Genomic DNA, 12,847 nt, shown 5'->3' on the forward strand with positions numbered 1-12,847 from the left:
ACTGAGCACATTGGTAGGGAGTTTTTATTCTACCTATCAGGTTCAAAAAGAGCAGTTAACATCATACACGCTAAAAAGTAATTTAGCCTATGCTCAAAAACTAGCCTCCGCAACTGATAACTTTTTAAAGTCTGCGCTTCAGCAGCTTGAATACTCAGCTAAAATTATTGAGCAATCACCAAATAACTCCAAATTATTAAACGATGAAGCCATTCGTTTAAATCATCAAACGGATAGCTTTAACTCTGTTGTGATTAATTTACATGGCGTAGTTGCAGCGACGTCGCCTCACTTTGAAAGTTTAATAGGCCAAAAAATACAGTCTCCAGGAGCAATAGAAGCACTAAAAGAAAAACGCCCATTAATTAGTGAGCCTTATTTATCGGCAGCTGATAATTTAATTGTTTTTATATCGCACCCGCTATTTGATTCTGAAGATAAGTATTTAGGTTATATTGGGGGCTCTCTTTATTTAAAAGAGAAAAATATTTTAAATGAGCTTTTAGAACAACATTACTACAAAGGTGGTTCGTACCTTTATGTTGTTAGCTCAAATAAGCGCATTTTATATCACCCAGAACCTGCCAGAATCGGCAACGTTATTGCTAACAATGCTGTGATTGACGCTGTTATAGATGGCGAAATAGGCACTTCAACGGTTATTAATAGCTTAAATAAGCCGATGCTCGCAGGCTACGCACCCATTATTTTATCTAAATGGGGAATAGTGGCGCAAAGACCATTAGAATCAACGCTCTCTTCGCTAGATACATTAACTATTGAAGTCATTGAACAAACAATACCTATGGCATTAGTCACATTCATTTTTATTGGTTTATTTGCACATTTTATAGCAAGGCCTCTAAAGCGATTAGCCGATAACGCAAATACACTCGATGATCCAAAAAGCTTAGAAAAACTTAAAAGCGTGAAGTCGTGGTATTTTGAAAGTCAAAAACTGAAGTTAGCGATGTTAAGAGAGGTTACTTTATTACAAGCACAAATAGGTGTGCTACGCCATGACTCACAAACAGATCCCTTAACAGATACGCACAACAGAAGAAGCTTAAACGGCCTACTTAACCAGCTTATGCTAAAGCAAACCCCATTCGCTATATTAGAAATTGATATCGACTTTTTTAAACGTGTTAACGATACTTTTGGACATGATAAAGGCGACGAAACTTTAGTCTCGCTAACAAATATAATTAAAAAACTATCAAGAAGAGACGACATAGTATCAAGAATCGGCGGTGAAGAATTTGTTCTTGTGCTACCAAATGAAAACAGCCAAAGTGCCTATAAAATAGCAGAGCGTTTACGTAAAACAGTAGAATCGACAGAAATAAACACCATTGGAACAATCACTATTTCTATAGGTATTGCAACCTGGCCTGAGCATAGTACTGATATTGCCCAAGTATATAAATGTGCCGATAAGGCGCTATACCATGCTAAAGAGCATGGTCGTAACCGGTGCGTAGTGGCCGATATTAGCTAAGCGCAGCTTTGTTAAGTAATACTCTGTATTACCTTAAATTGATAAGCAGAGTGCATGAGTTTATTAAGCCAGCCATCTGCTTTTGATGGCTTGTAAATCATTACTATGCCTTTGCTATAGTGACTGTTAACCCCCTTTACAGTTATTTTTGTAAGCCCTAAATCGTCAATCACAAAATTTGGTAAATACGCTAATGCCAAAGCAGTTTTACTACCAAACTAACCTTTTAAAATCCGTTATATGTTGAAAAGCAAACGACAAATAAAACACAAAAAATGCATTTTCATTAGTAAAACTAACGCAGCAACAAGGCTTGGTAATTCATAAAATACAAAGTAAACCAAGCTATGACTCGTTAAGCTTAGTGCTGCTTACTAGGGGGAAGTACAACGGGGAATTAGAGTGCGACAGCGCAATAAATACAACGCTTGCAAGTAAACTAACGGCATGTTTTAAAAACGCCCCCAGCTATTTAGAAACCCAAGACTTTGCGATTAATTAATTTATAAATAACGGCGATTTTGGCTTTAAAAGTGCTGTTTATATAAAGTGTTAATGGGCATTAAGTATGTAGAAGTGTACCTGAATATACTCACCATTAAGTAATTTGACTTGAGTAAATATGTGGCAGGCAAACGCTGCATACCCATGCAGCGTTTATTGCCATTTGTTTAGCCCTAATTAAAACTGATAGCTTACCCTTGCTGAAAAGTTACGCCCAGGTTGGGTGTATTGGCTAAAATCAGCACTTTGCGATTAACCTGCAATCAACTCAAAAGGTACATATTCTTTATCGAGCAAGTTAAGTACACCTACATTTAGCTGCCACGCTTGCCATTCGTAGTTTGCGTATAAATCAACAACGTCGTAGCCATGCCCTTGCGTAGTTTTATCATCGTTTGCATCAAGTACTACATCCGATTGCGATTTAGCTAAACGCAACGCAGCGGTCCAGTTAATATTACCCAGCTCTGTACTTAACAATATTGAGCCATTTAACGGGCTAATACTGGTAAGTGGCTGATCGGTTTCTTTGTTTTCACCATCAACGTAGGCCACGTTTGCCTCAAGTAGTATATTTTCAGCGACATACATGGCAATTCCTGCTTCTACACCGCTTATTTGTGTTTCGCTAATATTTTGATATTGATACAAAGTTTTGTTTACATTAGGAATGTACGTTGGCTCAACACCTACTACGGCGGTTTCAATAAAATCATCGAATGCTGCATAAAAAGCACTTAAGTTTACGCTAATATCGCTGCTGGCGTAGCGTAATCCAAGCTCAAACGAGTCACTGCTTTCTGGGTCTAAATCGGCGTTTGGTAATATTTGATAAAACGGCTCAACGCCGTGGCTTTGATAGGCTTGGTCGTGCGGTGGTATTTTAAAGCCTCGTACGTATTGCCCGTACCACGATAAGTTATCATCCACTTGGTATATAACACCTAGCTTAGGCGAAAAAGCAGACTCGGTAATATCATCAAGCTGCGCATCAGCGTATAGCTCATCATTTTTAGCTTCAAGGATGTAGTAATCATATCGCACACCCGCAATAACCGACCATGCGCTGTTATTAAACGAAATACTGTCTTGCACATAAGCGCCAATTAAAGAGGTATCAGCTCCGGAAAATGCTTTTTGTTTTTGATCGGTAAAATCAACGGTGCCATCGGCTAAAATACGTGTTTTAAAACGAGGGCGGGTGGTGTCGTATAAATCGATATCAATCCCGTATACCACTTCATGATCGGTGGTTTCTCCTTTAAGCCCTTTATTAAATACCGCTTTTAAGCCTAAAATATTTTGCTCAAAGCGATAATCGTTATAATCGGTGTAGGTGCTTGCGCCACTAATTGCGTCACTTTGCTGCTCGTAACTACTATAAGACACTTGCCCGTACCATTTATCAAACGCAACTGTAGCTACCTCTGAATGGTAATCTAGCGCCAGTGACCAACTCGTGTCGTCTTCATCGGTTTCTTGAACCGCGGGGGTTATTACTTGCTCAGTCGTTTGATTAAAATAATCAAGGGTGTATTTAAGTGTGCGTTTTTCATCAAGCTGTTGCTCAAATTTAACTATTAAAGCGTCCGACTTTGCATCATAACCGGGTAAGTTTTCGTCGTAATTTTGAACTTCTTCGCTGTCGCGATGGCTATAAACTGCGCTTACTGCAAAGTCGCCTAAGTCTTTTGCACCGGTAATATCAGCGGCAATTTGGTTACTTTGACCTTGATACCCCAGTGCCATTTTTACATAGCTGTTGTTATCTTTTAGATAATCGCTTGGATCTTTAGTAGTTATAACTACAATGCCACCGAGTGCGTCAGAGCCATATAAAGACGATGCAGCACCTTTGGCTACTTCTACTTGTTTTACGCCTGCTACATCAAAGTAATTGCGGCCAACTAAATAGCCCCCTCCGCCTGCATAACCATCGTTGGTGCGTCGGCCATCTTTTATAAATACAACACGGTTACCACCAACACCACGTACAGTAAGTGTTTGCGCGCCTGCACCACTGCCTGTGGTTGCAATGCTTGAATCGTATTTAAACATGGTTTGTAAATCTACAGCTAGCTGGCGCTCTATATCTTGCTCGGTAATAACAGTAACTGAGCCTGTTACATCTTTAAGCTTTTTCTCAAAGCGCGAGCCACTCACAACAATATGATCGTCAATTATGTTTTCGGCAAATGCAGTGCCCGATCCGAGTAATAAGGTTGCTATAGCAGTAAATTTAAATGTAGAGGGGTTCACTTTAACTCCAAATGATAATAGTTATTATTTATGGCGAGGATGTTACAACTAAGTCAAATTAAGATCAATTAATTATGATAATCATTTTTATTTAGATTTAACTGGTTATAATAGCCGAAAAATAAAAGCCGGAGTTTGTAATGAAATACCTATTTATATTGTTTGCTTTAGTCGCTCAACCTGCACTTGCACAGGAGCGCGTTATTAGTGCTGGCGGCACCCTTACAGAAATAATTTATGCACTGAGCAAACAAAGTACCCTTGTAGCAGTTGATCAATCTAGTATGTACCCGCAGCAAGCTACGCAATTACCACAAGTGGGTTATTACCGCGATTTAGCGGCAGAAGGCGTACTTTCAATGCGCCCAACCACCTTATTAGCGCTTGAAGGCGCAGGGCGAAGCCAAGCACTTAAACAAATTGAGGCAACAGGGGTTAAGCTAATTCATTATAAAAAGCCCACCTCAGTTAATGAGCTACTTGATCTAATTAAACGCCTTGGTACCGACTTAAACGCCAAGCAAAAAGCGCAATCACTTATTACGCACATTACAAACTCATTACCTGAAAAAGCAAAACAACAAACGCACAGTGCACTATTTTTACTCTCAGCTAATGAGCGCGGGCTTGTTGCTGCAGGGCAAGAAACCGTCCCTAATTTATTATTTAGCTATGCGGGGATTACTAATATAGCAGCTACACATTCAGGCTTTAAAGTAATTAATACCGAAGTACTTGCTGTAAACCAGCCTGACTTTTTAGTTGCGCCAAAGCATGTTGTACAAAGCATTGGCGGCAAGCAGGCTTTTTGTAAGCAACCGAACCTACGCTTATTAAAAGCTGCGCAAAGCTGTAACTTACTTGTTATGGATAGCCTGCTTTCGCTTGGTATGTCGCCACGTATTGCCACAGCAATTAATGAGCTTAACGAGTATAAAACCCGCTTATGAACACCCTAGCATTGAGCCGCTTTGTGCCTATAACACTTAGCCAAACTCATAAATGGATGCTATTAGCCTCTGTTTGTATTTTTGCTTTGGCGTTACTAAGTATTGGGTACGGCCCTGCAGGATGGGATTGGCGTTTAGCCATTGCTTGGCTTGCGCCCGAGTACTTTAATCAGTTTGATGCGCTGCAAATAAATGTGGTTATGCAAATACGTTTGCCACGCTTTGTGCTTGCAGTGCTTGTAGGGTTGGTGCTTGCCCAAACAGGCGCGGCAACGCAAGCGCTGTGCCGTAACCCGTTGGCCGACCCATCTATTATTGGCATTAGTGCAGGTGCGGCAATGGTTGCAGTGGCGTTTATTGCACTTAGCGCGCAGTTTAATTTTAACGCTCAGTTGTATTTACCTTATGCGTCGTTTTTAGGGGCGCTTGGTGTTACCTCGTTGGTATATTTTATTGCCAAGCAGCAGGGGCAAATTAATATCACCACACTTATATTGGTAGGAGTCGCTATTAACGCGTTAGCATTCGCTGTTATTGGGCTACTGAGTTTTTTTGCCGACGATAGCGCACTACGATTAATAAATTATTGGACCATGGGCTCATTAGGCGGAGCAAGCTGGAGCACGATTATTCAAGCTGCGCCGTTACTGTTTATCAGCCTAATTGGCCTGTGGCGGTTAAAAAAACCCATGAACTTACTCCTTATTGGCGAGTCACAAGCTCAGTACCTAGGAGTAGACACTAATAAACTTAAATTATATGTCATTATACTCGTTGCATTAGGGGTAGGTGCGGTTGTAGCGCTTACCGGTTTAATAGGGTTTGTTGGCTTGGTAGTCCCGCATATTGCCCGCTTAATGGTGGGGCCGCATTTACGTAATATGCTGCCGCTTTGTATGCTAATTGGCGTAGTGGTATTGCTACTTTCTGACTGGCTAGCACGTATTGTGATCATGCCATCAGAGCTACCCATTGGCATTATTACTGCGTTATTGGGTGCGCCATTGTTTATTTATTTAATAGTGAAAAATAAGCGAGGTTGGTCATGATCACGTTTAACAATCTAAGCGTTGGCTTTGATAATCATAGCATTTTAAACGCTATTAATGGCAGCGCTAAACAAGGGCAACTTGTAGCACTACTTGGTGAAAATGGCGCAGGTAAATCTACCTTGCTGCATACCTTAGCAGGTATGCACTCCTTTACAGGCAGTGTACTTTTTAATGCTAAGCCGCTGGCTGCTCACGCTAAAAAACGCCTTGCAACACAGCGCGCAGTTATGATGCAAGCTAACCACGTAGGGTTTGATTTTAATGTATTTGAGCTTATTGCAATGGGCCGCTACCCGTATGTAGAGTCATTAAAAATGCAAAGCGAAAAAGTACATAAATACGCCGCTATTATGGATTTAAACCAGTATTTAAATCGCCGCGTAAGTGCGCTTTCGGGCGGAGAGCAACAACGTGTTCATATGGCGCGTACTTTAGCGCAGCTCGATGCCTTTACACAATCGGCCGAGCCAAAACTAATGCTGCTCGATGAGCCTACATCAGCACTTGATATGCGCCACCAACATGCTTTGCTCAGCTGCGTTAAAACCTTTGTAGAGCAGGGAAACAGCGCCATTATTGCAATACACGATCTAAATTTAGCCAGCCTTTATGCAACCGATGCTATTTTACTGCACAGCAAAAAAGTGTTGCAAAGTGGGCCTATAAACACCGTATTAACAGAACAAAACTTACAACAAATGTACGCCATGAAACTGCACGTAAACCCTCATCCTTATAACGATGCACCCATGGTTTTTTCTCAACGTCAGGAGTTTTTATGAGAGAGCAAGCATTAAACGATGCACGCACCTTGGTTTACAAAACCAATGCGGGTGTCATGTCGACTATTTCTAATAATTTACGCGGCTACCCGTTTGGCTCAGTAACCCCCTATATGTGCGACGAACAAGGCCGTATTTACTTTTTTATTAGCGATATAGCCCAGCACACTAAAAATCTAAAGCACGACTCTCGTATGAGCCTAACTGTGTTTGATGCCACCGACAGTGGCGATCAAAACGAGCACGGCCGCGTAACGCTCGTAGGTGATGGCTCTGTTGTGCCAAGTGAGCAAGCACACACTTTACTTGATAACTATATTACCCTATACCCCGAAGCTGCTAGCTATCGCAATGCGCACGACTTTCAATTATGGCAATTAGACGTAATTCGTGTGCGTTACATTGGCGGTTTTGGCAAAATATTTTGGCTTGAGCAAAACGAATGGCAATACGAGGCAAAAAACTGGGATGAAAACCAGCAGCAAAGCATGATAAGTCACATGAACGATGACCATCAAGATGCTATGTCGCTCATATTAATGCAGCACTACAGCGTAGCTGATAACACCCCAATAATGAGCGGCCTATTACCCACTGGTTTTTATATACAAAGCCAAAAGCGTAATTACTTTATTAACTTTAATACCCAGTGCAACAGCCCGTTAAAGGTTCGTAAAGCGCTGGTTGCGCTAACCAATCAAGCCCGAAATAACTAAACTAAATACATGACGACATAGTTAACCTGAGCCCTGGTTAAGAGATTCACTAACTATGTCGTTATTTTATAAGCAAGCTGTTTGCTCGCCTCGTTTGGCTAACGCTTTAAAAGCGGCTTGCTGATGTTCTTTTTGTACATAACGGGGTGGCAAAGGGTTAACTTGCAACTGATATCCTGTTTGGTTAGATTGCACACTTGTAACCGGCGATATCCACACAACCTTAAGCTCTGGCGCTAAACGCTTAATAACACGCGCTATTCCTTCGCCATTTTTCACATGAAAATCGCCCGCTATATGCATTACCTGCGTATCTTTATGATTATTTAAATAGTTAACGATAGACTCCCCCATGGTTTCATCCCAGGTAACTTGCGCAGCATAGTAATTTTCGTTTTGACTCAGCGAGCCATGGTGCATTGAGGTCATAAAACGTTGTTTATAATCACTTGCTGAGGTATCCATAGTGGCTGCAATGAAGCTCTGCTGTGTTTCATCAAGTTTATTTACATAACTTATGCCTTGCCTGCCAATACAGGTAACAATATTTTTAGGGGCATTTGCAGCTATTACATCGCTATTGTTCGTTTTTGCCAGCTCTACCAGCGCACGGTAGTCACTTTTGTAGTTAGGCCACGCTTGGGTGTTATCAATTAAGTATTGCTCACCAATTTCACCCTTAACATACTGGTTTAAAGTACGCTGATCGGCGCGGCTAAATTGTTCAAGCGACAGCGCAGTGCGTTTATTACCTGCACTTAATTGCTCGAATAACTCAGTCTGAAATAAATGCACGCCCGGATGTGTATGCAATTCACCCACTAAAACCACATCGGCATTTAATAGCTTGGGCTCTAATAATACAGAGCTAACAGGCTTTGCTTGTGCATTATAAAGCGCAGTGTAATAAAGCGATGAGCTTTTATTAGGCACCATGGCTGTTGTGCTACAACCACTCAAACCCATAACTAACGCCAGAGTTAACATAGACTTTTTCATACACACCTTTAAAACACTTTAATGCAAATAATTATCAATATCATATACTTGTAATACCTATTAAGCCAGCCAAACTGCTGCTTACTTACATAATCAAGGAAATGAGCGAAACGCGCATTTATATGCCTTAACTTTGCTTGTAAATATTAAATAGCTTTTGATAGCAATATCTTAGGTAATTTGTTAAAACTGTGTAAAGTAGAAAATGAGCGTGACAACCGCAGGAATATACGCAAAATTGTTGTGCTTTTACGTTCTAGATTGAATTATAGGAGATCTAATTGAGTATTGAATTTTTAGAAACGGATTTCGATAAGGTTAGCTACCTTTTGAATTTGCTCACTGCAAGAGCAACTGGACTTGCATCTGACTCAGGTGAATTTGAAGCATTACGCTCTGAATTGCTGAGTAATTCTAATCTTGCACCAATGCTTCCTCAGTGGTTACGACAGCACCGTAATTTAGATTCATTTTGGGGGTTTATTCAGCCAAAATTTAGTAGTTACGCCGAAAGACGTACGTATTTATCTGGTGAGTTCACACCAATATTAGATCAATTGGAGTTCGGGCAACCAACTCAGGGAATAATGCCAACTACTACAAATACACCAGTGGCTCCAGCTAAAGAAGTTCCTCGTAACAAACGGAAAGTGTTTATTGTTCATGGACATAACAACGAAGTAAAACAAGAAGTAAGTCGCTTTGTCGAGCAACTTGGTTTAGAAGCTATTATCCTGCATGAGCAAGCTAACGCAGGAATGACAATTATTGAAAAAATTGAACATTATTCAAATGATGCTGATTTTGCTCTTGTTTTATATACTCCATGTGATTTAGGGAGAGCTATAACAGAGCCAAACCCTCCAAAAAATAGAGCACGACAAAATGTAGTGTTTGAACATGGTTACCTTATTGCGAAGCTTGGTCGAGAAAATGTCTGCCCTTTAGTTAAAGGGGCTCTTGAAACTCCAAATGATATAAGTGGTGTTTTATATGTCACTATTGATGATCCTGGTGCATGGAAAAACCAAGTAGCAAAAGAGTTAGTTCAATGTGGCTACACTTTAAAATCATTTTTCTAATAAGTATCAAAGACTAACGCTTACACAGGCGCTAGTCACTGGAGAAGGTTTAATAGATGGAACCAAATTATTCAGAATATTCTGTTACCGAATTGCAAGAAGCTATTACGTCTATTGATAGGGCTTTGTACCCTGAACGCTTTGAGCTATTAAAAGCCGAACTATTAAATAGAGACGAGGAAGAGCATGATGCTTCTCAATTAGTAAGTCTTTCATCAAAGGACTTACTTATTAAGCTCAGCAATGCATTTTTTGTAATTCCGTTGATGATCTATATAGGAATAGATGCACTTAATAGCGGTGAAATACTCCTTAAAGGAGGAGCTATATCAAAAAATGAAAACTTTATATTATTTACATTAAGCGTAATGTTTTGTTTTTTAATCTCAGCGGTACTTACATGTAGCCTGTTTGTGGATAAGAGCAAAAGTTCCTGACAAATGTGTTATGTCGTTCATAAATTCACTGGAACACAGTTCGATTGGTAGTGCTTTTCTGGGGGTTGATAATATTTTCAACTCAGGGCAAAACATGCTGCACAAGCTAAGCAAAAACAAGTTATAGAGAATAAGAAGACGGTGAAGTGTATTTATAACTGAAACAAAAAGGCCGCAGTAATAAATACTGCGGTCTTTGTTTTTAGCTAAGTGCTATTTAGTAAGCGCCTGCGCTGTAAATAAGCTCGTAGCTGTGGCTGTAAATCTCAAGGATGTTACCAAACGGGTCTTCCATGTAGATCATGCGGTACGGCTTTTCACCCGGGTAGTAATAACGAGGGGCTTGCATACGTTTTTTACCGCCAGCTTCTACAATACGTTCAGCTAAACCTTCTACATCAGGGTCTTGAACACAAAAATGAAAGATGCCTGTTTTCCAGTATTCAAAATTGTCTTTTGGGTTTTCTTGGTTTTTAAATTCGAAAATTTCGACACCAATACGATCCCCTGTAGATAGGTGCGCTATTTTGAATTTTTCCCACTTTTCGCCAAATACTTCTGTGCACATTTCGCCAATTGGGCTTTTGTCTTCGGTAATTAAAGTCGGTTCCATTATGGTGTACCAACCCATAACCTTAGTGTAAAACTCGACTGCTTTTTCAACGTCGGGAACCGAAATACCAATGTGCGAAAAACTACGTGGATATGTATGACTCATAATGCTTCCTCTTTAACTTGTGACTTATCTTGTGACTAGTTGATGGAGTTAGTTTACGAATCGACCAACATTAAGTAAAATTATCATTAATCATCATTTTGAGTACGTTTTGTAATGATAAATCCAACATGGTTAAATACGTTTTGTACTTTGGTTGAGGTAAATCATTTTACCCAAACAGCTGAGCGCCTTTATATGACCCAATCTGGTGTAAGCCAGCACATTAAAAAGCTAGAGCAACAAGTTAACTGCGCTTTACTTGAGCGCCATGGTAAGCAGTTTTCTCTTACTCCTCAGGGCCAAAACTTATATCAGCAGGGCAGCCTACTTCTTAAAGATTGGCAGTTTTTAGAACAACAATTAAAAGATGATTCGCCGTACAGCGGAGCGGTAAAGATTCAATCTCCGGGCAGTTGTGGTTTAAAGTTTTATAATCAATTATTAGCACTGCAATCTGAGCATAAAGAACTAATTATTGATTACCGCTTTGCGCCCAATGTAAGTGTTGAACAAGCTGTAGCAAACCACAGTGCCGACATTGGGTTTTTAACCCAAGCTCCAACATTTAGCGAACTAACCAGCCATAAAATAAGCCAAGAGCCACTACTACTTGTAACGCCTGCAGGTATAAACATGCCTAATTGGCAAACCCTGTGTGAGCTAGGGTTTATTGCTCATCCTGATGCAAGCCATCATGCGCAGCTACTACTAAGCGAAAACTACAGTGAGTTTGAGCATATTGACCAAATAAGACGTACGGGATTTTCTAACCAAATTAGTTTAATACTAGAACCTGTAAGCTTAGGACTGGGTTTTACGGTATTACCTGCTCATGCTGTTGGCGCATTCAATAAGCCACAACTTATAAAAACGCATCATTTAGAATGTCCGGTTAGTGAATCTATTTATGTGTGCCATCATCGAAATAGGCCGTTGGCAAAACGTATGAATACAGTGATTGAGCTAATAAAGGCGGGAGTAAATAGTTAAAACGTAAACCCCCTTTACACCCACGGCACTTAATACCATAGGCAAAAGGGGGTACAGAAAATTAGTTAACGCTTTCTAATTTTGCTTTTAAATCGAGTAAGTCGGTTGCGATAGTATTTGGCTGTATTTCCCACGGATCGAAAATAGATTCTTTAGATCGTTGAATCCACGCCGCGCGCATGCCGTGCGATATGGCACCGGTTACATCAAACGGGTTACTTGATACAAGCCACGTGTTTGCGCCTGTTGAATTGGTTTCGCGTAAGAAGTGGCTATAAACCCCTGGGTTTGGTTTAAAGGTTTTAACGTCGTCGGCACTTACTACCCCTTCAAAAAGCTCACTAATGCCAGCGGTTTCTAATAAGGTATGAACTGCGTCGGCAGCTCCGTTTGAAAATGCAAACAAACGGTAATCCTTCGCTTTTAATTGCTCAAGGCCTGCTTTTACATCATCGAACGCAGGAAGCGTTTTATAAAGCTCTAGCAGTTGCCCCTTTTGATCTTCACTTAGCTCGGTTTTGTGCGCTAAGCAGGCGTAATCGAGTGCGTGTTTTGTACATAGCGAGAAAGGAATATAATTTTGCATTAATCCACGTCTAAATGAATACTCTAATTGCTTTTCGCGCCATGTATTTGAAAATGCTTGGGCGTTATCGCCAATCATGTCGTCGAGTAAGGACAGTACGCCGTGAGTGTTTATTAGCGTACCGTATACGTCAAATGCAAGTGTAGTTGCCATGTTTGCTCCGCAATAAAATAAATTAAGTTGGTTTTAGAGTACTTGCTTACAGCTTAACTTAATTTGAACGAACGCTCAAATTAATAAAACTTATAAGCATCGAGTGCTAAAATATCCA

General features: G+C 40.4%; 12 protein-coding genes. 8 read left to right on the plus strand and 4 right to left on the minus strand.

Annotated features, from left to right (window positions below; genetic code table 11):
- Window position 1: 1 nt before the first annotated feature.
- On the plus strand, window positions 2-1,501 hold the full coding sequence (locus tag CXF89_RS12715) for a sensor domain-containing diguanylate cyclase (RefSeq protein WP_257983216.1): 1,500 nt from the start codon (window positions 2-4) through the stop codon (window positions 1,499-1,501).
- Window positions 1,502-2,257: 756 nt separating this feature from the next.
- On the opposite strand, the gene CXF89_RS12730 is transcribed toward CXF89_RS12715, so the two are convergent.
- Entirely contained in the window at window positions 2,258-4,264 is a 2,007-nt protein-coding gene (locus CXF89_RS12730; RefSeq protein WP_257983217.1) for a TonB-dependent receptor domain-containing protein, read from the minus strand.
- A gap of 140 nt (window positions 4,265-4,404) precedes the next feature.
- On the opposite strand from CXF89_RS12730, the gene CXF89_RS12735 reads away from it, so the two are divergent.
- Genes CXF89_RS12735 through CXF89_RS12750 form a run of 4 tightly spaced genes read left to right on the plus strand, consistent with a single transcriptional unit; the run spans window position 4,405 to window position 7,764 of the window.
- Window positions 4,405-5,214: a heme/hemin ABC transporter substrate-binding protein gene (locus CXF89_RS12735; protein ID WP_121954812.1), complete on the plus strand. Its 810-nt coding sequence runs from the start codon at window positions 4,405-4,407 to the stop codon at window positions 5,212-5,214.
- Window positions 5,211-6,263 (plus strand): FecCD family ABC transporter permease, encoded by a 1,053-nt coding sequence (locus CXF89_RS12740; protein ID WP_024592717.1) that lies wholly within the window; start codon window positions 5,211-5,213, stop codon window positions 6,261-6,263. Before CXF89_RS12735 ends, CXF89_RS12740 begins: the two co-directional genes overlap by 4 nt.
- Window positions 6,260-7,048, plus strand: a complete 789-nt coding sequence (locus CXF89_RS12745) for a heme ABC transporter ATP-binding protein (RefSeq protein WP_121954813.1) — start codon at window positions 6,260-6,262, stop codon at window positions 7,046-7,048. Before CXF89_RS12740 ends, CXF89_RS12745 begins: the two co-directional genes overlap by 4 nt.
- The gene (locus CXF89_RS12750; RefSeq protein WP_121954814.1) at window positions 7,045-7,764 is read left to right on the plus strand and encodes a HugZ family pyridoxamine 5'-phosphate oxidase; all 720 of its coding nucleotides are present in this window, start codon (window positions 7,045-7,047) and stop codon (window positions 7,762-7,764) included. Before CXF89_RS12745 ends, CXF89_RS12750 begins: the two co-directional genes overlap by 4 nt.
- 66 nt (window positions 7,765-7,830) lie before the next feature.
- On the opposite strand, the gene CXF89_RS12755 is transcribed toward CXF89_RS12750, so the two are convergent.
- Entirely contained in the window at window positions 7,831-8,763 is a 933-nt protein-coding gene (locus CXF89_RS12755; protein WP_121954815.1) for a ChaN family lipoprotein, read from the minus strand.
- A 281-nt stretch (window positions 8,764-9,044) separates the two neighbouring features.
- Here CXF89_RS12755 and CXF89_RS12760 point away from each other — a divergent pair, with 281 nt between their 5' ends.
- Together CXF89_RS12760 and CXF89_RS12765 are read left to right on the plus strand one after the other, a co-directional pair.
- Window positions 9,045-9,845: a TIR domain-containing protein gene (locus CXF89_RS12760; protein ID WP_121954816.1), complete on the plus strand. Its 801-nt coding sequence runs from the start codon at window positions 9,045-9,047 to the stop codon at window positions 9,843-9,845.
- Window positions 9,846-9,901: 56 nt separating this feature from the next.
- Complete coding sequence (locus CXF89_RS12765) at window positions 9,902-10,282, plus strand: hypothetical protein (protein WP_024592722.1); 381 nt, start codon at window positions 9,902-9,904, stop codon at window positions 10,280-10,282.
- Window positions 10,283-10,499: 217 nt separating this feature from the next.
- Here the strand turns inward: CXF89_RS12765 and CXF89_RS12770 are convergent, their stop codons facing one another.
- Window positions 10,500-11,000: a lactoylglutathione lyase family protein gene (locus CXF89_RS12770; RefSeq protein ID WP_007583656.1), complete on the minus strand. Its 501-nt coding sequence runs from the start codon at window positions 10,998-11,000 to the stop codon at window positions 10,500-10,502.
- A 114-nt stretch (window positions 11,001-11,114) separates the two neighbouring features.
- Here CXF89_RS12770 and CXF89_RS12775 point away from each other — a divergent pair, with 114 nt between their 5' ends.
- The gene (locus CXF89_RS12775; protein WP_121954817.1) at window positions 11,115-11,990 is read left to right on the plus strand and encodes a LysR family transcriptional regulator; all 876 of its coding nucleotides are present in this window, start codon (window positions 11,115-11,117) and stop codon (window positions 11,988-11,990) included.
- Between the two features lie 61 nt (window positions 11,991-12,051).
- On the opposite strand, the gene CXF89_RS12780 is transcribed toward CXF89_RS12775, so the two are convergent.
- Window positions 12,052-12,729, minus strand: coding sequence for a haloacid dehalogenase type II (locus tag CXF89_RS12780; RefSeq protein ID WP_002959247.1), 678 nt, complete (start codon window positions 12,727-12,729; stop codon window positions 12,052-12,054).
- Between the last annotated feature and the right edge of the window lie 118 nt (window positions 12,730-12,847).

The organism is Pseudoalteromonas sp. MelDa3 (assembly GCF_002863625.1).
Lineage (GTDB): Bacteria > Pseudomonadota > Gammaproteobacteria > Enterobacterales > Alteromonadaceae > Pseudoalteromonas > Pseudoalteromonas arctica.